The following is a 24,476-nucleotide window of genomic DNA, read 5'->3' as shown; positions in this document are numbered from 1 at the left end:
GTAGTGGGGTGTTGCCAAGCTAATGGTGTGGGCAATAGGTAGGGAATTGAGAGGCTTTTGTAGGAGGGAAATAAAGAAATCCGGATGCCCCAATGGGGTTCCGGATTTCTTAAACTAACTCAATAAAATTATGGCACTTATGAGCAGGTGCCATTGTTTGTTCACAAAACTCAATTGTAAATTCTTAATTTAACCTTTATGCAATTTAGAACTAAAGAAAGGATTACACTACCACTATTGGGGCTTATTATGGTATTTTTTTGCATCAAACAATTGTTTTAGGCAAAATTGGTATATGCAAGGATGTTGCTGTGTTAGATCCTATAAATTTGCCTAATAGTTTTAAAGTGTTCAATACCTTTCAAATCCCTTCCATTTTACAATTAATCTCGTTTAATTCATCGGATTTAAATACTGATTCAAAATCACTGCTTTGTTTTTCTTTAACCGAATTTCTGTAGTTTGTCCTTGGTAAGTTACCTTTTTTGTTTGGTCTTGGGCTGACTGGATCCTCACTTGGGATAAGGTGCCATTCTTCCATACTAAATCAACTTGAATTCCGCCTCTTGCCTTTAAGCCAGTAATTTTTCCAGTAGGCCAAGCTTTTGGAAGCGCAGGCAATAGTTGAATTTCTCCGGAATGGGATTGCAAAAGCATCTCTGCCATTCCTGAGCTTGCTCCCATATTGCCGTCTAATTGAAAGGGTGGATGAGTGGATAGGAGATTGGTGTAGACTCCACCACCGTCCATCATATTCACCCCATCCTCATGGACCAATTGCATGCCTCTCCTCATGAGTTTATAGGCGCGGTCTCCGTCCAATAAACGGGCCCAAAAATTAATTTTCCATCCTATGGACCATCCGGTGCCATCATCGCCCCTAGCATTTAGGGAAACTCTGGCGGCATCCAATAATTTAGGGGTTTGTATAGAATTAATCTGGTCTCCAGGGTACAGCGCATATAAATGGGAAACATGACGATGTTTGTTATTAGGGTCGTCTACATCTTCCTTCCATTCCTGTAACTGCCCCCAATTTCCAATTCTTAGCGGTAATAGCTGCGCTTTTGCCTTGATCAATTTTTCACTAAATTCCTTGTCTTCCCCTAAAACCTCGGTGGCGCTAATGCAATTGGAGAAAATATCCCAAGCAATTTGAATATCCATATAGGCCCCTGTGGAAATACCTCCGTGTTCGGGAGAATAGGAAGGAGAGGATACCAAGTACCCCTCTTCGTCCTTGGTAAGGTAATCTAACCAGAATAGGGCAGCCTCTTTCATAATGGGATATCCTTTTTCCCTTAGGTAATCCACATCCCCTGAAAATTTATAATGGTCCCATACGTGCCTTCCGTACCATGCAGCTCCCCCTGGGAAAAAGCCCCAAGGAAAATCCCATCCCGGAGCGGTGAATCCAAAGGGGTTGTTCATAGTATTGACAATCCACCCCCGCGTATTGAAGAAATCCTTGGCCGACTTACGTCCTGGGGCTCTCAGCTTGTCTATATAATCTATTAGTGGCTCATGGGTTTCCGATAAGTTGGTGATTTCTGCTGGCCAGTAAATCATTTGAATGTTGATATTGGCATGGTAATCACTGGCCCAAGGCGGATTCGTCATATTATTCCACTTTCCTTGGAGATTGGCAGGCATGCTGCCAGGCCTGGAACTACTGATAAGCAGATAACGTCCGTATTGAAAATAAAGGGTTTCCAATTGTGGGTCCTCGTTTCCGGCAGCGTATGCTTGTAGCCTTTTGTCTGTTGGAATATGGGCTTGGTCCGCGGATTCCAATATAAAATGGACCCTAGAAAATAAGCGGGTGTAATCCGCAATGTGTTCGGATATAAGCTGGTTGTAGCTTTTTTGTTTTAAAGCATTGATTGTCTTTTTGTTTAAAGCCTTGTAATCCCGTCCCGTGTAATGAGGGTATTCGTTTTTATAATCCGTTGCTGCGGTTAGATAAAGGATCACTTCCTTGGCAGCGGTTATCAATAATTCCCCATCCTTAAAGGTAAGCTTGCCACCATCGGTATCTATTAACATCCTGCTTTCCATTTTCATCCCATTGTTTTCCAGGCTGCCAGACATGATTAGTTGGTTCCCTTGTAGTACGGTGGTAGTATTTTTATGGACGGTGGTTTTCTTAATAACGTAGTCAATTCCCTCCGGACTGTTATTTTCATATTTGAAAACGAGGGTCCTGCTGGGGTAATTGGCAAAGTAGGTACGCTTATGGGCGATACCATTTTCGGAATATTGAACGGTCGCAAGGGCTTTGGAAATATCTAGAGTTCTGGTATAATTGCTGGGTTGTCCTTTGTGCTCTGGCCTTACGAAGACATCCCCAAAGGGCTGGTAGGAGCCATAACCTATCCATCCTGTCTGTTCATTAGTCCCTTTAATGATGCCCGTTAGTTCTTTATTAGCTAATTGATGGGCTTCGTTATACTTGCCTTCCTGAAGTAATCTTCTAACCTCTGGCAGGTGTTTATGTGCGTTTTCGCGGTTTCCTCCGTTGTATTGTTCCCATTCTCCCTTACCGCCAGCCCATAGGGTTTCTTCATTAAATTGGATATGCTCCTCTTCCACCGCTCCAAAGATCATAGCGCCCATATAGGCGTTGCCAATAGGGAGTGCTTCGGTCATCCACTTTTTTGCTGGCTCTTGGTACCAAAGTTTTAATGCGGTTTCCTCCTGGCTATGGAGGTGAAAACTGGTGAAAAGGACAAGCGCGATTAAGGTGCTGAAATAGCCGTATTTTATAGTGTTCATTGGTCCAAATTTAAAGGAATCCAGGAATTTGGATAATTCCTGGATTCTTTTTGTTTTAAGGTGTTTGTATTTAAATGTTTTATGCCTAGTAGTCAGGATTCTGCACCAATACCCCTTGACTCTTATCTATTTCTGATTGGGGTAAAAGTTGGACTTACCCTTTTTCCTAACAAATGGCAACAATTGTTTATTTCGCAATGATTGGAGAGGCAAGATACAGGTTGAGCACATGCTTTGCTACAACTTCATGGTTTTAAATTGATAGGTATTTTGCCTCCAGCATGCTTATTTTAATAAAAACTAAAATTGGAGCACAGGACAAAGTAATATGCTTCCAGGCTTTGTTTTTGGTATAACTATAAATTGATCAAATAAAAATAAGGCATGGGAAGTAGCTCCCCATGCCTTATAAAATAGTATTGGGTATCTTACTAGATTAGTACCCTGTGTTTTGTGTTAAATTAGGGTTGTTCTGCATTTCCGAAGTAGGGATCGGAAACAATAATTCCCTTTCGGTTAGAGCTTTATTGGGCAAGTAAGAGAAAGTGTGTCCCACAAAATCCTCCAATTGATTGGTTTCTGGGTTGTAGGCCTTTCTCCACCGCACCATATCAAACCAAGTTTGGTTTTCAAAACTTAGCTCGTGTACCTGCTCAATTCTCACAGCAGTCCTGAAATCATCCTGTGAAAGTCCGGCCAAATCCGGGATTTCTGCACGCTCCCTAATTAGATTTACTGCAGCATATGCCTCTGCAGTGGGGCCGCCTTCAGCTTCATTTACGGCTTCGGCATACATTAGCAGTACATCGGCATACCTGTAGAGGGTCCAGTTTAGGTCAGACTGGGCACTCTCTTCATTAGCAGCAATATCAAAGAGCTTATAAATATAGGGTGCTCCTAAATTAATGCTGTCATTGCGATCTGCCTCCAAGGAATAGCTGGTAAAATAAAACTGCTTTTCTTCAGCACGTTTATCACCGTCCTCATAGGAGTTTGCAAACTCGTTGGTAGAAAAGATGCCCCCTGTTTGGGCAGAGTAAGCCGAGATTCCTAGGTTATAGGGCAATATAGCAGGCTGCCAATTCCCAGACTGAATGTTAGCTGCAAATTGGGTCATAAAGATATATTCCCCAGTGTTTTTGGTGGCAGGGTCGTGAAGCTCATCATAGGTGTCAAAAAGCCTGAACTCCCCGGAGTCAATAACTTCTTTAGCCTTGTTGGCTGCAAGCTGATAGTTTTCGGTTTTCTGTAATGGGTAGCCCGCCATGGTCAAATATACGTCTGCCAACAAGGTTTTTATCGCTCCCATGGATACCCGCCCCGATAGGTCCCTCCAAGGGAGTCCGGCGCTTTCTGCTTCTTTAAGGTCGCTTACTATTAAGTCGTAAACTGCCTCTGGGGAAGCTTGTTCGGGGTATAGCTGTTCAGAAGATAAATCTACGGTGTTGGTAATTAGCGGGATGTTTCCAAACATTCTTACTAAACCAAAGTAGTAGTAGGCCCTAAAGAATTTTGCTTCAGCCAAATACCGCTGCTTTTCGGCTTCGTCCATATTGATCTCAGGAATTTTTTCGATCGCTAAATTAGCTCTGGATATCCCGGTATAGTATTCGGTCCAGAAGGTATTACCATATCCATTGTCGGAATTATTGATCAAATCTTTTACTAGGTAAATATTGGTGGCCTGCCCCAAGGAGGTGTTGGCCAACCCAGTAGCAAATTCCAACATTAACCATGGCCCCCCTCCAAAACCACTATTGGTAATCGGTATTAAGGGTTCGTAAATCCCATTAACAGCGCTTTTGGCATGTTCGGCCGTTGTAAAGTAGGTGTCGGTTGTAAAGTTAGATGCATCCTCTTCGTCCAAAAAGTCACTACAAGCCGTAGTGCAGGATATTGCGGTTACGACGGCTATAGCTCGTATAAATTTTCTATAGATTTTCATTTTATTATCTTTTATATGGTTATAGTCCAACATTTAATCCTAGCATAAAGGTGCGGGGTCTTGGATAATCGTACAAAGAGAATCCTTGATCAAAGGCCCCACTTCCATTCGAGCTTTCTGGGTCATAGCCCGGAAATTTTGTGCTTACAAAGAAGTTCTGCACCGAAGTGTATACCCTAATACGGTTTAAGTGCAAACGCTTCACCAATTCTGGTTCAAACACATACGATAGCATTAAATTTCTTCCCCTTAGGAAGGCCGCATCCTTTAATTTTCCGGAGTCATTATTGGTGTCGTATCCAGCAGCAATAGGTCTAATCTGGGCAATATCCGTATCCTGATTCTCTGGAGTCCACGCATTTAGAACGGTCTTAAAACTATTGGCTATGGTTTGTCGATCCTCCGCAGAGTGTTCATCTCGATACATTACACTGTTGCCATATTGAAATTGAAGGTCTACCAATAACTCAAAGTTGCCATATCGGAACGTATTGGAAAAGGTTCCAAAACCATCGGGAATACCCTTTCCTATAATGGCACGGTCATCGCTATTTATTTTACCATCGTTATTAAGGTCCCTGTATTTGATGTCGCCCGGTAATCGGTCATAGATGGCTGCTTGCGCTGCCTCATCCGTATTCCAAGTTCCCTCATCAATATACCCGTAGAAGGTACCTACCGGTTCTCCTACTCTAATCAATGTGGACCCTAGGTAAATGTCGGAACCGCCGGAAAGCTCAACCACCTCATTTTTATTGATGGAAATATTGAAGTTGCTGTTCCATCCAAAAACCTCATTATCTACATTGGTGGTATGTAAATTAATTTCGATTCCTTTGTTTTCCATACTTCCCACATTTCTAAAGACATTGGTGAAACCGCTGGAAGACGGAACGGGGGCATTTAGAAGCATGTCTGTAGTCAATTTGCGATAAACATCAACTTCCAATCCTATGCGGTTGTTTAAAAGGCCTACTTCGAGGCCTACATCCACCTGATCTGTTTTCTCCCATTTTAAATCAGGATTAGCCATACGGCCTGGAACGGTATAGGCTGCACGGTCGCCATTAAAGATTACGGTTCCGTTGGTTAGTCCGGCCAGTGCTCTGTAAGCAGGAATCTCGGAGTTACCTGTAGAACCATAGCTGGCTCTCAATTTTAGGTTAGAAATGGTGGCATTACCTCGTAAAAAGTCTTCTTGGGATACCCTCCATGCCAAAGCTGCCGATGGGAAGAAAGCAAACTGATTTTCCGGTCCAAATTTGGAGGATCCGTCCGCTCTCCCGGTTAGGGTTAGTAAATATTTATTCTTGAGGTTGTAGTTAATACGCCCAAAGTAAGAATTTAGTCCGTAAGCGATTTTGCTAGATGAGGGTGCCTGTGGTTTAGAGCCGGCCCCAAGGTTATTGAAGCCGTAAAAGTCATCGGCAAATCCGCGGGTAGATGCCCTAGATCGAAACTCGTCTATATGCTGCCAAGAGAGTCCTAGCATGGCAGACAAGGAGTTGTCACTGTTGAAATCCTTGTTATAGGTTAAATAGTTTTCAAATTGCCATGAATTATAACGGGAATTATCTACGTAGGCCTCCCCATCGGGTCTGGCTATATATCTAAGGTCCTTCCCTCCGTAGTAATCATTTCTTTGATTGATGACATTGGCACCCAAGGTGGTACGCAATTGAAGATTGTCGGTGAATTTAATGGTGCTGTGGAAATTTCCCAAAACTGTTTGGGTCTTTAGAAAGTACCTGCGGTCATTGGCTACTGCTACGGGACTTCCGCCACCTTCCATCCCCGGATAGTCTATGTTGGATCCCCAACTCCCATCCTCATATCGTACGGGTATAATTGGTAGGGCTTCAAAAACCTGTCGCATCGTGGTAATTCCACCGCCACCAAGTTGGTCTACCTGCTTTTCGTTCTGGTCGTTATAGCTTAAACTACCCCCAATATTTAACCAGTCGTTTACATCAGTATCTAACGTAAATCTGCCCGAATAACGCTTTAGCCAAGACTCTATAATTAATCCCTCTTCATCGCGGAAGCCCATAAATAGACCAAAATTGGAGTTTTCATTACCTCCGGTGAAGGATACTTGATGATTTTGTGTGAAAGAATCCCTGATGGCTTCGTCCTGCCAATCCGTATCATGGAGCGGCTTGCCATCTGCATCAAAGAGCCTAGGGTCTGTCCTTTTTAATCTAGGATCCGTATAGCGACCACCGGCCCATCCATCGGGATCATACTTTTCAGCATTAGCATAGGCAATTTCCTCCACAAGCAAAAACTCTTCGGAATTCAATAGATCCAACTTTTTGGGTAGCGTTCCTAGGCTGAAGTCTACATCGTAATTAACATGGGTGCCACCGGAAGTAGTCCCTTTTTTAGTGGTTACTAATATCACCCCATTGGCACCTCTTGCACCATATATAGCGGTGGCAGAAGCGTCTTTCAATACTTCAATGGATTCAATGTCATTCGGATTCATGTAGTCTATTGGGGTGCTTCCATTCGGTAGACTGGCAGCACTAAGGATCACCCCGTCAATTACATAAAGCGGCGTATTGGCAATACTTACCGAGGTGTTTCCACGGATTCTTACAGCTGTCCTACCTCCTGGACGCCCAGAGCCTGTGGTAACATTAACCCCTGCAACCTTTCCAGCCATTGCTTGGTTTAAGGAGGCGGCAGGCCTTTCTGCCAATTCTTCTGCCTTAACGGAGCCTACTGCTCCGGTGAGGTCACTTTTCTTTTGGGTTCCGTATCCTATCAATACCACTTCATCCAAACCGGCGGCATCCTCCTCTAAGGCTACGGAAATGGTCGTTTGTCCCTCAATAGCAACCTCCCTAGTGGCAAATCCTATATAGGAAACCACCAAGGTGGCGTTTTCGTTGGCTACTGAAATATTGAAGTTTCCATCAAAATCAGCAGTTACTCCGTTGGTAGTGCCTTTCTCTACGATGTTGGCGCCTGGCAAGGGAGCACCGTTACTATCGGTAATCGTTCCACTTACGGAATGCTGCGGTATGGGGGCTTGTTTAAATTCTTTTGTGGATGTGGCAGCGGTAATTGCCTGTAGTTGAAATAGTGTAATCAGCATTAATAGGGCGGATAGTTTCTTCTTAGGACGAAACATGCTGGACCAGTTTATTTGCCGGCCCTCCGCTTGGCTAGTTAATCTCATATTTATTAAAAATTTGGTGGTTAATATTGTAGCGTGCACACTTTCTTATGTTAGTTGTATCTACAGTAGCTGTGGTTTTTAAGTGAAAGTGCTATGTTTTCGTTTTCTATCGGTTCATCTTCTTTAATATTTATTTAGGTTAGTCTTGGAGATTCTGGTAAAAGCCTTCAATTGCCCATCTTCTGGCAGTTTAGCAAATCGCTTTTCTTGATATATCGCTATCCTTTCGCGAAAGCAAAGGGTTTTTTGCTTAGCGATTGGTAAAACTATTTTAATCTAGTTTTACAGCTCGTGTTCATCGGTTTTCTTATTCTTCTCAGTTTTGGAAAAGAATATATCCGTAAAAGTATGGGTGCTAATGTATTCGGTATTATCATGCTTGTCCACCAAGCAAAGGTGAAATCACAATACTTTTTTTGCCTTAGGTGGAGTTTAGGCAGAATTGAAGTATATTTGTGGTATTAGATGGCGTTTTTTTAAGTTCTAAAGTTCACATATGGTATGAAGCTACATTTGCTTAATAGATCTAGTTTACAAAATAGTTCCTTCACGGTGGCCCATAATAGTTTTTCACATTTTTTAAAGGTGTGGCACTACCATCCGGAATTGGAGTTGGTCTATATTGTCAGAAGTACTGGCACGAGGTTTATTGGAGATGGGATTGAAAAGTTTGAGGAAGGGGAGTTGGTGCTCCTAGGGAAGAACCTGCCTCATATGTGGCTTAATGATGAGGTCTATTTTGAGGAAGATTCCAATTTGATGAGTGAAGCCATTGCGGTTCACTTTAGAGAAGATTTCTTGGGGATGGATTTTTTAAATGCTATGGAAATGAAGCCCATTGCCCAATTGATAAAAAGGGCAGACCAAGGTATAAAATTTGTAGGCGTGGAGGATACCGTGCTTTCCAAGGTAAAAGAACTAAGTGAGTTAGACCCTTTCCATAAAACCATTGGGCTGTTGGAAGTGCTCCATCATTTGGCCATTCATGAGGAGTATCAATTATTGTCTAGTCCCGGATTTTTAAATTCTTTTAATAAGACCGATAACAAGACCTTGGATGAAATCTATGAATTTATCTTTAAAAACTTCAATCATCCTATTGGCTCCAAGGATGTTGCCGAAGTGGCAAAAATGAATCCTTCCGCCTTTAGTAGGTTCTTTAAAAGGATTCATAGAAAGACCTTTACCCGATACCTGAATGAAATTAGAATAGGGTATGCCTGTAAATTATTGATAGAAAATAGGGACAACATAACCCCAGTCTGTTATGAGTCTGGATTTAATAATATTTCAAATTTTAATCGTCATTTTAAATCCATTGTGGGTATGTCGCCTTCTGAATATGTGAAGCTTCATACTCAAATTAAGGAATGATACCTGAAAAATGTCAAAAAAGTATCGACAATGAGGCTTTTGGTGGTGGAATTGTAAGGGATATAGGTTTAGATTTGTTTTTTTAATAAATGAAATAATGAGTAGTAAAACAATAATTACGGATGTTTTGGTAAAAGACGTCCGGTTTCCCACCAGTAGATCCTTAGATGGCTCAGATGCCATGAATCCAGATCCAGATTATTCAGCCGCTTATGTAGTGTTGAAAACCAACCATCCTGACGGATTGGAAGGGCATGGGCTTACCTTTACTATAGGTAGGGGTAATGAGCTTTGTGCAGCTGCAATACATTCCCTTGCTCCCTTGGTGAAGGGAAAATCCATGGAAAGTTTTATTGAAAATATGGGAGATTTCTGGAAGATGATCACTGGAGATAGTCAGCTTAGATGGTTGGGGCCAGAGAAAGGAGTAATCCATTTGGCGACCGGTGCCGTGGTTAATGCAGTTTGGGATCTCTATGCTAAGATGGAGAATAAGCCGCTATGGAAATTGCTGGCCGATATGTCTCCGGAAGAGCTCGTTTCCTGTATAGATTTCACCTACATTACCGATGCCGTTACCCCAGAGGAGGCCTTGCAGTTATTGAAGGAAAAGGAAGCTACCAAACAGGAAAGAATAGATTACTTGTTAGAAAACGGATACCCGGCATACACCACTTCTGCAGGATGGTTGGGCTACTCGGACGATAAGATGAGGCGTTTGTGTCGCGAGGCCAAGGAAGCTGGATTTAAGCATATGAAAATAAAGGTGGGGTCCGACCTTCAGGATGATATGAGGCGTGCAGCCATTATCCGAGAGGAGATTGGAACAGACTTAAGATTGATGATGGATGCCAACCAAAAATGGGATGTGGATGAAGCAATCACCAATATGGCATCGCTTGGGAAGTTTGAGCCTTGGTGGATAGAAGAGCCTACCAGTCCGGACGATATTCTGGGGCATGCTAAGATTGCCGAGGCCGTACACCCTATAAAAGTGGCTACAGGCGAGCATTGCCAGAATAGGGTGATCTTTAAGCAATTGATGCAGGCCGATGCTATGGGGATCTGTCAAATAGATAGCTGTAGGGTTGGGGGAGTAAACGAAATCCTAGCAATTCTTCTAATGGCCGCAAAATTTAATATTCCGGTCTGTCCACATGCTGGAGGTGTAGGTTTATGCGAATATGTACAGCACCTTTCCATGATCGATTTTATTGCGATAAGCGGTTCCATGGAAGATCGTATTATTGAGTATGTAGATCATTTACACGAACATTTCTACGATCCTGTGGTGATTAAGAACGGTGCCTATATGCCTCCTTCCATGCCAGGATATAGTATTACCATGAAAGAGCAGTCTTTGGAGGACTACAGTTTTCCTGATGGGATAATCTGGCAGGAAGACGCGGACCAAAAATCGCAGCAGTAAAAAAGAATTTATTAATAGAGGATAAATACGTGCAAGAAGATGACGCTATTTAGTTTAAAAAATAAAACAGCTATTATCACTGGCGGAGCTAGTGGTATTGGCGAGGCAATTTCCAAAAAGTTTGCGGCCCAAGGAGCCCATGTGCATATCTTGGAATATAATGCCGAAAACGGGGAGAAAATAGTAAAGGATATTTCCGCTTCTGGAGGTGTCGCTACGTTTCATGCCTGCGATGTTTCCAATACAGCGCAGGTATCCCAAGTGGTTAATGCCATTGCAAAGGAGCAATACATAGATATCTTGGTGAACAATGCCGGTATTGCCCACGTTGGGAACTTGGAAGGGACTACGGAAGATGATTTGGATAGAATCTACAATGTAAATGTGAAGGGTGTGTATAATTGTATGCATGCAGTGGTAGGTAAGATGAAGGAAAAGGGAGGGGTGATTGTAAATATGGCCTCCATTGCTTCCTCGGTTGGGATATCGGACCGTTTTGCCTACTCCATGTCCAAAGGAGCCGTGTTAACCATGACTCTTTCCGTGGCCAAGGATTATCTGGAGCAAGGGATACGCTGCAATAGCATTTCCCCTGCAAGGATCCATACCCCGTTTGTGGATGGGTTTATTGGAAAAAACTACCCTGGGAAAGAAGAGGAGATGTTCCAGAAACTTTCCAAGACCCAGCCTATCGGTAGAATGGGGAAACCGGAAGAGGTAGCTAATCTGGCGTTGTACCTATGTTCGGACGAAGCCTCCTTTATTACGGGAACCGATTTTCCTATAGATGGAGGGTTTATTAAATTGAATGGGTAGGATTAGTGAGTTAATGTACCAGTGTTTCAATGTACCAAAATAATAATGTACCAATATAACAATGTATCAATATAACAATGTGCCAGTGTATCAATGAGTCCATGTGTCAACTTGAGGATTTGTTAATGCGGCGATTGGTCAATTTAATAGCAAGGCCAGCGTGTATACTGGCAATAATATCAACCAACGAAAAGTGAAAAATAGTAAGATGAATAAGTTATTTCAATGTCTGGCCTTAGTGGTGTTTTTGACGGCCTGTTCCCAAAAACCAAAGTTTGATGCCTTGGTAATGCCCGTTTCCAGTACCATTCCCGTGAACGATACGGATAGTAAGGATTCCATTATATTAAAAGCAGCACATGTAGTTCCTACGCCTAACCAGTACGAGGCCTTAAAAAATGAATTTATCGCTTTCATCCATTTTGGGCCCAATACCTTTACTAGAATGGAATGGGGTAATGGAATGGAAGATCCAAAGGTATTTAATCTTAAAAACCTGGATACGGATCAATGGTGTAAGGCCATGAGCGACGCAGGGATGAAAAAGGTAATCCTAACCGTAAAACACCATGACGGATTTGTATTGTGGCAAAGTAGGTATACCGACCACGGAATAATGTCCACTCCTTTTCAAGATGGTAAGGGGGATGTGTTAAGGGAGCTTTCGGAATCATGTAAAAAGTACGGGCTTAAACTTGGGGTGTATTTGTCTCCGGCAGACTTGTTCCAGATAGAGAATGAGGAGGGACTTTATGGGAATTTAAGTGAGTATACAGAGCGTACCATTCCAAGACCGGTAGAAGGAAGGCCTTTCGAGAACAAGACTACTTTTACTTTTAAGGTGGACGATTATAACGAGTATTTCTTAAACCAGCTTTTTGAGTTGTTAACCGAATACGGTCCTATCCATGAGGTGTGGTTTGATGGGGCTCATCCGAAACGCAAAGGCGGACAGACCTATAATTATCTAGCTTGGAAGGAATTGATAAGAACATTGGCGCCAGAAACGGTAATCTTTGGGAAAGAGGACATCCGTTGGTGCGGTAATGAAGCAGGGGATACTAGGGATACGGAGTGGAACGTAATTCCGTACTTGGAGGATCCGGCGAACCTAAACAAATTTGAGGATATAACCGCAGAAGATATTGGAAGTAGGGAAAAGCTCTACAATGCCAAGTTTTTGCATTATCAACAAGCAGAAATAAACACCTCTATTAGAGAGGGATGGTTTTATAGGGACGATACCGATCAAAAGGTGCGCAGTACCGACGACGTTTTTGATATTTACGAAAGATCAGTAGGTGGTAACGCTACCTTTTTATTAAATATTCCTCCAAATAGGGAAGGGAAGTTTTCCCCGGAAGATGTTAGGGTATTGGAGGAAGTAGGGCAGCGTATTAGGGAAACCTATTCCAATAATTTATTAGCAGATGCCAAGGGGCCCAAAAACATCCTGGATGCCAATGATGCGCTTTTTGAGGTGTTGGACAAGGAGAATGCTGAGCTTGTCCTTAGCACCAAAGCACCTATTACCTTTAATAGATTGGTCTTGCAGGAAGCCATTGCAACCCATGGGGAAAGGGTAGAGCAACATGCTTTGGATGCTTGGATAAACAATGAGTGGCAAGAAATAGCGGTATCCACGAATATTGGGTATAAGCGAATATTGCGTTTCCCAGAGGTGACCACCAATAAGGTGAGGGTAAGATTCTTGCAGTCTAGGTGGTACCCCGCGATCTCCTTTGTAGGGGCTTATTACTACAACACTCGTCCACCACAACTTGCCATTGAAAGAGATGTGAACGGGATGGTGAGCATAGCCCCCAAGAAAGAGGACTTTGGTTGGAAGCCCCATGGACAGGATATCAGTGCAAATTTAAACGGGGACTATATTATTAGGTATACCACCGACGGTTCCATGCCTACGGCGAATTCTCCTATTTATGAGGATCCTTTTTCCTTGGCAGCAGGGGAAGTAAAGGCAGTGGCCCAAATTAACGATCAATTAGGGGCTGTGGTAGAAAGAGAGCTAGGAGTGATGAAAAAAGATTGGAAACTATTGCAGCAAAGTAGCGCACAGTCTGGTCGCGAAGGAGCAGCAGCTTTTGATGCCGATCCTACCACCTACTGGCAGTCTGCTTCCAATAATCAAAATCACTACCTATCCTTGGATCTAGGTGCGGAATATGCCCTAAAAGGATTTACCTATACGCCACAAAAAGCACATAGGGACGGAATGATAGAAAAAGGCGTGCTTAAAATTAGTGCCGATGGGAAGTCGTGGAAAACCTTGGAATCCTTCGAGTTTGGAAACCTTATTAACGATCCAACTACCCGGAAGCATGTATTTAAGTCGGTTGTAAATACCCGATATATTAGAATTGAATCCAGAGAAATTGCTGGCGGAGGGAAAGTTGCCACAATCGCTGAGGTCGATTTTTTGTTGGAGGAGAAATAGTACTGAGTATTGAGTACTGAGTACTGAGTACTGAGTACTGAGTAGTGAGAATTCAGAATTGTGGCTTCGACTCCGCCTGCCTTGGGCAGGTAAACTCCGCCACCGATTTGTAGGAGATTGAGCTTGCCTACCGGTAGGCAGGGGTATTCGAAATCGGTTACCAACTAGCGGATAGTATTTGAAACATTTAGAATAAAAATCAATTTAAAACAATAAGAAGATGAAATTAATTCGATTTGGAGAGGTAGGAAAGGAAAAGCCAGGAGTGCAGTTGGAAAATGGAAAGCGACTGGATGTTTCTGCATTTGGAAGGGATTTTGACGAGGATTTCTTTGGAACGGATGGTTTAGAGCAATTAGCAGCTTGGTTAAAGGATAATGAAGGAAGTTGTCCGGTAGTAGGCCAGGAAGTGCGATTGGGAGCGCCATTGGTTAGACCTTCAAAAATAGTGTGTGTTGGACTCAATTACGCTAAACACGCGGCCGAAAGTGGTATGGCGGTTCCTAAAGAGCCCGTACTTTTCTTCAAGGCAACTTCCGCCATTGTTGGTCCCAATGATGACGTAATTATTCCTAAAGGAAGTGAAAAAACAGACTGGGAAGTAGAATTGGCAGTGGTTATCGGGAAAAAAGCATCCTATGTTTCCAAGGAAGACGCCATGGATCACGTTGCAGGCTATGTTTTGCATAACGACTATAGCGAGCGAGAATTTCAAATAGAGCGCGAAGGTCAGTGGGTAAAGGGTAAGAGCTGTGATACCTTTGCTCCCCTAGGGCCATTTATCGCCACGAAAGATGAGATTAAAGACCCCAATAACCTACACCTGTGGTTAAAGCTAAACGGGGAAACCGTACAGGATAGCTCAACGTCCGACTTTATTTTTAACGTACAGGAAGTGGTAAGCTATATCAGTCAGTTTATGACCCTTCTACCAGGGGATATTATTTCTACCGGTACGCCCTTTGGAGTGGGATTAGGATTTAATCCCCCAAAGTACCTAAAACCAGGAGATGTGGTAGAGTTGGGTATTGAAGGATTGGGTACCTCTAAGCAGACCGCCAAAGCCTATCAAGGATAATAAATTAAAAATAAAATTGCCCTCTCCAGAAAATGTTGAGGGCCATTTTTCCTGCTTTAAAGAAAACGACAGTTTTCACTCATTTTTTTATGAGTTGAAGCCACTGTGAGCTTTAACAAAATTGGAAGATCTAAAAATGAATCAGATTAAAACGCTACTACTTACACTACTTGTATTCACTATCTACAGTTGCCAGACTCAGGAAAAGGAGACTGCCTCTAATGAAATATGGTACGCTCAACCCGCTTCCCAATGGATGGAAGCCCTGCCCGTTGGTAATGGTAGGTTGGGAGCTATGGTTTTTGGAGACCCCAATAACGAACGCATTCAGCTTAACGAGGACTCAATGTGGCCAGGTGGTCCGGATTGGGGCGACTCCAAAGGAACGCCAGAGGACCTAGCACATTTTAGAAAATTGTTAAGGGAGGGAAACCCACATGAAGTAGATGCTACCTATATGGATAAGTTTTCCTATAAAACGGTGGTGAGATCACACCAGACTATGGGCGATCTTTTTATCGATTTTAAAGGGGATAAGAAGGTAGAAAACTACAAAAGATCTTTAGATCTAAACAATGCCTTGGTAGAAGTGACGTATACCAGTAATGGAGCCGAATATTCTGAAAAAGTATTTTCTTCCCATGCAGATGACCTTATGGTAATTCATTTAAGTACCACCGCTGCTGAGGGAATGGATTTTGACCTGAGGCTGGATCGGCCCGAAGATCACGGACATAAAACCGTCACCACCTCCAATCCATCGGATTCCGAAATTAGTATGCTGGGAATGGTAACCCAGTACGGGGGGAAGCGCGAATCCCAACCATTTCCAATCGATTACGGGGTGAAATTTGAAACTCGACTAAAGGTGGAAAATACCACAGGGGAAGTAGTTGCCAATAATGGATCCTTATCCTTAAAAGGAGTGAAAGAAGCTACCATTTACCTTGTGGCCAACACTTCCTTTTATTCGGATGATTATAAAACCAAAAATATTGAAACCCTAAAAAGCGTAGCGGGGAAAACATTTTCAAGTCTATTGAACAGGCATATTGAAGACTATTCTTCCTTGTATAACCGAGTTGCTTTAGACTTGGGAGGTAAGGAATTAGATTCCCTTCCTACGGATGTTAGACTACAAAGAATTAAGGACGGTAAAGACGACCCGGATTTAGCGGCTAAATTATTTCAATTCGGTCGGTATTTGCTGATAGCATCCTCACGGCCAGGAACCAATCCGGCCAACTTACAAGGTATTTGGAACAACCACCTAGAGGCACCTTGGAATGCCGATTACCACCTGAACATTAACCTCCAAATGAATTATTGGCCGGCTGAGGTGACCAATCTTTCCGAATTGCATATGCCTTTGTTCGATTTTGGAGACCGCCTACTCGAAAGGGGGAAAATTACCGCTAAGGAGCAATACGGAATTGATAGGGGAGCGGTAATGCACCAAGCCACAGATTTGTGGGCAACGGCATGGATGCGTGCCGAAAGGACCTATTGGGGCGCATGGATCCACGGTGGTGGATGGTTGGCCCAACATTATTGGGAACATTATAAATTCACAGAAGATGAAGAATTTCTTCAAAATCGTGCTTATCCCTTCCTAAAGACAATTAGCGAGTTTTATTTGGATTGGTTGCAGAAGGATGAAAATAGTGAAAAGTGGATTTCCTATCCCGAAGCCTCCCCAGAGAATTCCTATTATGCAGCAGACGGGAAACCAGTTGCCATGGCCATGGGTTCGGCTATGGGGCATCAAATTATAGCGGAAGCTTTTGAGAATACCTTGGAAGCGGCGCAAGTGTTGGAGATAGAGGACGACTTTATTAAAGAGGTAAGGACTAAATTGGAAGATCTCTATCCTGGAGTTAAGATTGGAAAAGATGGTCGAATTTTAGAGTGGAACGAGGAATATGAAGAGCCGGAAAAAGGACATCGCCATATGTCGCACCTCTATGCACTTCACCCTGGTGTTGCTATTACCTCCAAGGATAAGGAAGCCTTTGCCGCAGCCCAAAAGACCATTGATTACCGCTTACAGCACGGTGGTGCTGGTACCGGGTGGAGTAGGGCCTGGATGATTAATTTCAATGCCCGATTGCTAGATGCTAAGTCGGCACAAGAGAATATCACAAAACTGATGCAGATATCTATAGCAGATAATTTGTTTGACGAGCATCCGCCCTTTCAGATCGATGGTAACTTTGGATACACGGCCGGAGTAGCAGAGTTGCTAATGCAATCCCATGAAGGATTTATTAGGTTGTTGCCTGCATTGCCCCCAAACTGGGAATCGGGATCCATAACCGGACTGGTAGCCCGCGGAAATGTTGAACTGGATTTGGAATGGAAAGACGGAAAATTGGTGAAAGTGGGGCTTTTGGCTAAGAGGAATACGGAGGTAGATTTGTTATATAACCAGGTTGAAACCACAGTTGCATTAAAAAAAGACCAGAAAATCTGGTTGAATTCAGCCTTGGAGAAAGTAAACTAAGGAAAATAATAGACTAAGGAGAATACATATATACACTAATGAGAAAACTGATTGCTTTTATTTTTTTATTCGCCCTCACTGCAAATCTTGCACAAGGACAAGAACCGGAAACTACCTCTCAAAATGAGGAGAAAATGGAGTGGTTTAAAGATGCCAAACTGGGGATATTCATTCACTGGGGACTCTATTCCGTGAATGGAATAGACGAGTCTTGGTCTTTTTTTAACGGGTACATTTCCCATAAGGATTACCTAAAACAGACCAAGGGATTCACTGCAAAGAACTATGATCCAACTGCCTGGGTAGATTTAATTAAAAAGAGCGGGGCCAAGTACTCGGTCATCACCTCCAAACACCACGACGGATTTGCACTCTGGGATTCCAAATTTGGCGATTTTAACTCGGTAAAGGGTGCAGCGTCCAAGAAAGATGTACTTAGCCCCTTTGTTTCCGAACTTCGGAAGAATAACCTAAAAGTGGGAATCTACTACTCATTGCCAGATTGGTCTTATGCCGATTACACCCATTTTACGCGCGATTCCATGCGTTATAAAATAGCGGATGAACCCAAAAGATGGGATAAATTCCTAAAATATTACCAAGGGCAACTAAAAGAACTGTCTGACACCTACAATCCGGATCTTTATTGGTTTGATGGGGACTGGGAGCACAGCTCCGAAGATTGGCAGGCACCAAAAGTGCGACAAATGCTGTTGGATAGGAACCCCAATACGATTTTAAATTCCCGACTTAAGGAGCATGGGGATTATGCCACCCCAGAACAAGGAATGCCCATTACAAGGCCTGAGAACAAGTTTTGGGAACTCTGCCTTACTATGAACGATTCTTGGGGATATCAAAAAAACGACCATAATTACAAAACCACCAATCAGATTATAGGGGTATTCGCCGATGTCATTAGTAATGGGGGTAACCTATTACTGGATATAGGTCCAAAAGGCGATGGTAGTATTCCAAAAGAGCAAGTAGCTATCTTGGAAGGCTTGGGGAGATGGACCAACAAGCATAAAGAAGCCATATACGGTACACGCTCGGGAATTCCGAAAGAGCATTTTTATGGACCTACCACCCTGTCCAAAGATCAGAACATCCTGTATTTATTCGTAAAAGGAAATCCTGGAGGGGAAGTGGTCTTACGCGGACTTAAGAATAATATTAACCGCATTTGGGTTGTGGGTGAAGGCACTAAACTATCGCATCAGGTGATAGGGAAGGTGTATTGGAGCCACTATCCAGGGATTAAATACATTAAGGTGCCAGAGCATGTGTTGGATGAGGATATGACCGTAATTGCCGTATTGTTAGATGGCAAGGTAGACCTGTACCGTGAAGATGGTGCGGTGATAGAGAGTAATTAAATATTAGATAGTTGAGGTGTAAAAAGTAGTGTTTATATTGCTTTAGGATATATGTGGTGGGATATAACCAATAAATACAGGGCCAATGCAAAAATATAGTTGCTTTAATATATTTAATATGGATAGTATGAAGTTTATACTAGCTCTTCTTGCATTGGCCTTCTTGGGAGGATGTAAGGATATGCAACCGAACCAAGTGGATAATAATGCTTCCCAGCCCAACATTGTGATGTTTTTGGTAGATGATATGGGGTGGCAGGATACTTCCGTGCCCTTCTGGACCCAAAGAACCCCCTTTAACGATTTGTACCAAACCCCTAATATGGAGCGTTTGGCAAAAGAGGGGATGAAATTCACCCAAGCCTATGCTACCGCTGTTTGCAGTCCCACACGAGTGAGTTTAATGACGGGGATGAATGCCGCAAGACACCGGGTATCCAATTGGACACTGCACAAGGATAAATTGCAGCCCATGGAAACCAATCATAAGTCGCTAAGCTTCCCAGAATGGAATGTAAATGGGATGACGCCCTCCCTGGAGGTGGATAAAGCAGTATATGCCACTCCGCTGCCACAGTTGTTGCAAGATGCAGGCTATTATACCATTCATTCGGGTAAGGCCCATTTAGGGGCCATAGGTACCCTAGGGGAAGATCCCTTAAATCTCGGTTTTGATGTGAATATTGCCGGACATGCAGCAGGAGCTCCAGGAAGTTTTCTGGGAACCGAGGATTATGGTAATGGAAATAAGGGTAGGGAAATATGGGCCGTGCCAGGTTTGGAGAAATACCATGGGGAAGAGGTCTTCCTAACGGAGGCTATTACCTTGGAAGCCTTGGAGGCAATGGACGTAGCCCAAGAGGAAAACAAACCCTTCTTTTTGCATATGTCCCATTATGCAGTGCATACCCCCATCATGGCAGATGCCCGTTTCGTACAAAAATACTATGACAAAGGGTTAGATTCCATCGAAGCAAAATATGCCTCTTTGGTAGAGGGGATGGATAAGAGCCTAGGAGATATCATGGATTATTTGGAGAAAAAGGAACTGGCCGAGAATACCATCATCCTTTTTATGTCGGACAACGGAGGGTTGAGTGTCTATGCTAGGGGAGGAGAAAGAAACACCCACAACAAACCTTTGAATAGCGGGAAGGGATCGGCCTACGAAGGGGGCATTCGAGTTCCCAGTTTAGTGAAATGGCCAGGGAAAACGCCGCCCAACTCGGTTACCGACCATAAGATCATTATAGAGGATTTTTATCCCACCATTTTGGAAATGGCAGGTGTGAAACAGTATAAAACGGTACAGCAGGTAGATGGATTTAGTTTTGTTCCCACCCTAAAGTCGGGCGAGGATCATTCCAAAGAGCGACCCTTATTCTGGCATTATCCCAATGAGTGGGGACCTTCCGGACCGGGAATTGGAGCCTCCAGTAGTACTAGGGTGGGGGATTATAAATTAATTTACTACCACCAAGACGGTAGGATGGAACTCTTTAATTTAAAGGAAGATATTGGGGAGACCAAGAATTTGGTAGCAGCACAACCAGAAAAAACAAAGGAGTTGGCAAAAATATTGTCCGATCATTTACGTGAGGTAGAAGCACAAATGCCTTCCCAGAAGGATACTGGGATGCAGATTCCCTACCCAGATGAGGTATTATAGCAGTAGTAATTTTTCATACTAAAAATTTTATGGATTTACATCTTAAGGATAAAGTGATTATAGTGACCGGAGGATCTAAAGGGATTGGTCACGGGATTAGTTTGGTGCTCGCCCAGGAAGGGGCCATCCCCGTTATTGTTGGTAGGGATAAGGCCAGTATGGAGCAGGTGGTGGCAGAAATTAAGGAAAGCGGCGGTAAGGCTTTTTATACTACTGCCGAGCTAACGGACCCGGAACAATGTAAATTGGCTGTGGAACGTACCCTAGCAGAATTCGGTAGGATAGACGGCTTGGTGAACAATGCCGGGATTAATGACGGGGTTGGACTGGAAAGCGGGAATTATGCCGATTTTCTACAATCCATTAATCGCAACCTTACCCATTACTACCTTATGGCCCATCATGCGCTACCAGAACTTAAAAAGACCGAAGGGGCCATCGTAAATATCGGTTCTAAAACATCGGTAACGGGTCAGGGAGGAACTTCGGGCTATGCAGCTGCCAATGGAGGGCGTAATGCGCTAACCCGGGAGTGGGCCGTAGAATTGCTTCCCTATAATGTGCGCGTTAATGCGGTAATTGTAGCGGAATGTTATACGCCATTATATGATCGTTGGATTAAAACCTTTGAGGATCCAGAAACCAAACTAAAGGGTATCACCGATAAGATTCCTTTGGGGAAAAGAATGACCACCGCAGCGGAAATTGCCGATACCGTAGCCTTTCTACTCTCTAAAAGATCCAGTCATACTACCGGACAATTACTCTATGTAGACGGGGGATATACCCACTTGGACCGCGCCATTTCCTAAAGGGTGTAAATTAAGTAACTAGTAACCATCCAATAAACTAAATAAAAACACCATTCAATGAATCAAAAAAGACCAGCAGTTGTATCTAAAAAGGTGCTTGTTCCCTTTATTTTAATCACCTCCTTATTTGCCCTGTGGGGATTTGCCAATGCAGTGACCGATCCCATGGTGCAGGCCTTTAAAAAAGTTTTGGAGCTTTCCAATTCCCAAGCGGCTTGGGTGCAAATGGCGTTTTATGGGGGGTATTTCTGTATGGCCTTGCCAGCGGCCCTCTTTGTTCGCAAGTATTCCTATAAGGTTGGGGTGTTAATTGGACTGGCCTTGTATGCGGCTGGCGCCTTGCTCTTTTACCCTGCGGCCATTACGGAGCAGTTCTGGTTCTTTTGTTTGGGGTTATATATTTTAACCTTCGGATTGGCATTCTTGGAAACTACTGCCAACCCCTATATATTGGCAATGGGAGCCCCGGAAACAGCTACCCAGCGCTTAATTTTGGCCCAGGCGTTTAATCCCGTTGGCTTGCTATTGGGGTTATTGGTAGCGCAGCAATTTGTACTTAAAAAAATACAATCGGTCAATTATGACGATTACTCCGCGCTTTCGGAGGCAAAGAAAGCGATGATTAGAACGTCGGACCTAATGGTGATACGAGATCCCTATGTGGTGCTGGGGTTGGTTATTTTGGCCATATTTTTCCTGATTCTAGTTAGTAAAATGCCGCAAGCCAAGGAAGAAGGCGGAATCCCCAGTTTAAAAGATACTTTTAACGGCTTGGCAAAGAATAATAAATATGTGTTAGGGGTAGTTGCCCAAATCTTTTATGTGGGAGCCCAGATTATGTGCTGGACCTATATCTACCAGTATGCAGAGGCTATTGGCATGGAGGGCGACACCGCTGCAAATTATCAAATACTGGCCTTTGTACTGTTCTTGGTAGGTCGCGCTGTAGGAACCTATGTGCTGAGATTTACAAGTCCTGGGAAATTACTGGCTTATTTTGCGATTTGTGCAGGTGCATGTACTCTAGGAGCTATCTATATTCAGGGAATGGTAGGCTTGTACAGCTTGGTGGCTATTACCTTTTTTATGTCCATTATGTTCCCTACCATTTACGGGGTAGCACTTACCGGACTTTCAGAAGAGAAGTCTAAGATTGGGGCGGCAGGCTTGGTTATGGCCATTGTGGGTGGCGCCTTAATGCCCAAACTGCAGGGAATGATCATTGATCTTGGCGGTAATGCGGTAGACGATATAAAAATCACCGGAGTTGCAGAGGTCAATTTTTCCTTTATCCTTCCACTGCTTTGTTTCATCTACATTGCATGGTACGGATTCCGAGTATTTAGAAAATATGAACTTAAATTAGCCTAACCCAATAATTATGGTTTATAGCCTTTAAAAATAAATCACATGAAAAGACATTGTTTGGCATTGGATCTAAAGGACGATGAAGCCTTGATCAAAAAATATGAAGAATACCATAAAGAGGTATGGCCCGAGATTATACAAAGCATCAAAGAATCTGGCATCATAAATATGGAGATCTATAGGGTAGGGAACCGTATGTTTATGATAATGGAAGTCGATGACGATTTTACTTTTGAAAAGAAAGCATTGATCGATGCTAAGTACCCGGAGAATGAAAAGTGGGAAGAACTAATGTGGCAGTACCAACAGGCACTTCCCATGGCCAAACCGGGAGAGAAATGGATGTTGATGGAAAAAGTCTTTCAGTTATAGGGGTACACCGCTCCATGACCAATTTAATAATTACCCTTTGTAAGCGTTATGCAAGAGAAAAAGAAAGAAATAAAAATAAATACCAAATACCCTTCCGTAGACGATCTAAGGAAAAGGGCCAAGCAACGGATTCCGAAATTTGCGTTCGAATATTTGGATGGGGGCTGTAATGAAGATGTAAACCTGTATAAGAACACTTCCGAAATTAGGGAAGTGGAGCTCTTGCCTTATTATTTAAGCAAGCATACGGGTTCTAGCATGAAAACGGAACTGTTTGGACATACCTACGACGCTCCTTTCGGTATTGCCCCCGTGGGATTACAAGGGCTTATGTGGCCAAACTCTCCAGAAATTCTGGCCAAGGCTGCCTTTGAGCACAATATCCCTTTTATCCTGAGTACGGTAAGTACCAGCAGTATCGAGCGGATTAGTGAAATTACCGAAGGCAAGGCATGGTTTCAACTCTACCATCCTACGGAAGATAGCGTAAGGGACGATATTATTAAAAGGGCCGAAGCAGCCGAATGTCCGGTGCTAGTGATCTTGGCAGATGTGCCTACTTTTGGATTTAGGCCCCGGGATATACGCAATGGCTTGGCCATGCCCCCAAAGATGTCTGTGAAGAATATCCTTCAGGTATTGGGGAAACCCAGTTGGGCAATGAACACCTTAAAACACGGGCAGCCTAATTTTGAGACCTTGCGACCCTATATGCCAAAGGGGCTAGATTTGGCTCAGTTGGGGAAATTTATGGACCAGACGTTTACAGGCCGATTAAACGAGGAGAAAATTAAACCGATCCGCGATATGTGGAAAGGTAAATTGGTGATAAAAGGCGTTGCCAACGAGGCCGATGCCGAGAAATGCATAAAGTTGGGCTTAGATGGGATTATTGTATCCAACCACGGAGGTAGGCAGTTAGATGCTGGTGAGTCTACCATCAAGCCACTGGTACGGATTGCCGAAAAATACGGCGATCAGATTAAGGTGATGATGGATAGCGGTTTAAGGGGTGGTCCGGATATTGCAAGAACCTTGGCTTCTGGGGCCGAGTTCACCTTCTTGGGGCGTTCTTTTATGTACGGAGTGGCGGCTTTGGGTGCACAAGGAGGCGATCATACCATTTCCCTTTTAAAAACAGAATTACAGCAGGTGATGGAGCAGATATGCTGTGAAGAGGTGAAAGATTTTCCAAATCACCTTTTATAATTAGGACGATTGTTTAGTGCTGAAAGGAATTATTAAAAATTTTAGCACTTTAAGTTTCTTTTCCTGTTTTCCTCAATGCAACACCCTAAAAATATTTGGCGA

The 24,476-nt window shown here is 43.3% G+C and carries 15 protein-coding genes; 12 read left to right on the top strand and 3 right to left on the bottom strand.

All coding sequences use genetic code 11. The features are described 5' to 3' along the window. Window positions 1-393: 393 nt before the first annotated feature. From BV214_RS14155 to BV214_RS14145, 3 genes are all read right to left on the bottom strand, one after another. Window positions 394-2,775: a glycoside hydrolase family 95 protein gene (locus BV214_RS14155; RefSeq protein WP_086478164.1), complete on the bottom strand. Its 2,382-nt coding sequence runs from the start codon at window positions 2,773-2,775 to the stop codon at window positions 394-396. Between the two features lie 436 nt (window positions 2,776-3,211). Beyond that, on the bottom strand, window positions 3,212-4,720 hold the full coding sequence (locus BV214_RS14150) for a RagB/SusD family nutrient uptake outer membrane protein (protein ID WP_086478173.1): 1,509 nt from the start codon (window positions 4,718-4,720) through the stop codon (window positions 3,212-3,214). A 19-nt stretch (window positions 4,721-4,739) separates the two neighbouring features. Further along, window positions 4,740-7,907, bottom strand: coding sequence for a SusC/RagA family TonB-linked outer membrane protein (locus BV214_RS14145; protein ID WP_086478163.1), 3,168 nt, complete (start codon window positions 7,905-7,907; stop codon window positions 4,740-4,742). 501 nt (window positions 7,908-8,408) lie between these two features. On the opposite strand from BV214_RS14145, the gene BV214_RS14140 reads away from it, so the two are divergent. The 12 genes from BV214_RS14140 (at window position 8,409) to BV214_RS14085 (ending at window position 24,374) form a co-directional block, all read left to right on the top strand. Further along, window positions 8,409-9,281, top strand: coding sequence for an AraC family transcriptional regulator (locus BV214_RS14140; protein ID WP_086478162.1), 873 nt, complete (start codon window positions 8,409-8,411; stop codon window positions 9,279-9,281). A gap of 97 nt (window positions 9,282-9,378) precedes the next feature. Next, complete coding sequence (locus tag BV214_RS14135) at window positions 9,379-10,710, top strand: L-fuconate dehydratase (RefSeq protein ID WP_086478161.1); 1,332 nt, start codon at window positions 9,379-9,381, stop codon at window positions 10,708-10,710. Window positions 10,711-10,749: 39 nt separating this feature from the next. Then, window positions 10,750-11,526, top strand: a complete 777-nt coding sequence (locus tag BV214_RS14130) for an SDR family NAD(P)-dependent oxidoreductase (RefSeq protein ID WP_086478160.1) — start codon at window positions 10,750-10,752, stop codon at window positions 11,524-11,526. A 208-nt stretch (window positions 11,527-11,734) separates the two neighbouring features. Further along, window positions 11,735-13,984: an alpha-L-fucosidase gene (locus tag BV214_RS14125; protein WP_086478172.1), complete on the top strand. Its 2,250-nt coding sequence runs from the start codon at window positions 11,735-11,737 to the stop codon at window positions 13,982-13,984. A gap of 220 nt (window positions 13,985-14,204) precedes the next feature. After that, complete coding sequence (locus BV214_RS14120) at window positions 14,205-15,062, top strand: fumarylacetoacetate hydrolase family protein (protein WP_086478159.1); 858 nt, start codon at window positions 14,205-14,207, stop codon at window positions 15,060-15,062. Window positions 15,063-15,198: 136 nt separating this feature from the next. After that, a complete protein-coding gene (locus tag BV214_RS14115) occupies window positions 15,199-17,565 on the top strand; it encodes a glycoside hydrolase family 95 protein (RefSeq protein ID WP_086478158.1) in 2,367 nt (788 codons plus the stop codon). 38 nt (window positions 17,566-17,603) lie between these two features. Next, on the top strand, window positions 17,604-18,944 hold the full coding sequence (locus BV214_RS14110; RefSeq protein ID WP_086478157.1) for an alpha-L-fucosidase: 1,341 nt from the start codon (window positions 17,604-17,606) through the stop codon (window positions 18,942-18,944). A 127-nt stretch (window positions 18,945-19,071) separates the two neighbouring features. Next, window positions 19,072-20,613 (top strand): sulfatase, encoded by a 1,542-nt coding sequence (locus BV214_RS14105; protein ID WP_217868785.1) that lies wholly within the window; start codon window positions 19,072-19,074, stop codon window positions 20,611-20,613. A 29-nt stretch (window positions 20,614-20,642) separates the two neighbouring features. Beyond that, window positions 20,643-21,425: an L-fucose dehydrogenase gene (locus BV214_RS14100; protein WP_086478155.1), complete on the top strand. Its 783-nt coding sequence runs from the start codon at window positions 20,643-20,645 to the stop codon at window positions 21,423-21,425. Window positions 21,426-21,482: 57 nt separating this feature from the next. After that, entirely contained in the window at window positions 21,483-22,796 is a 1,314-nt protein-coding gene (gene fucP / locus BV214_RS14095) for an L-fucose:H+ symporter permease (protein ID WP_086478154.1), read from the top strand. A 39-nt stretch (window positions 22,797-22,835) separates the two neighbouring features. Continuing rightward, window positions 22,836-23,165 carry an L-rhamnose mutarotase gene (locus tag BV214_RS14090; protein WP_086478153.1) on the top strand — a complete coding sequence of 110 codons (330 nt, stop codon included), beginning with the start codon at window positions 22,836-22,838 and terminating at the stop codon, window positions 23,163-23,165. Between the two features lie 48 nt (window positions 23,166-23,213). Then, entirely contained in the window at window positions 23,214-24,374 is a 1,161-nt protein-coding gene (locus tag BV214_RS14085) for an alpha-hydroxy acid oxidase (protein ID WP_086478152.1), read from the top strand. The last annotated feature ends 102 nt before the right edge of the window (window positions 24,375-24,476 follow it).

Origin of the sequence: Arenibacter amylolyticus, from assembly GCF_002150785.1 — a bacterium.
GTDB classification, from domain to species: Bacteria; Bacteroidota; Bacteroidia; order Flavobacteriales; family Flavobacteriaceae; genus Arenibacter; species Arenibacter amylolyticus.
Note: the sequence above shows the minus strand (reverse complement) of the source record. Positions and strands in the feature narration are given on the sequence as shown.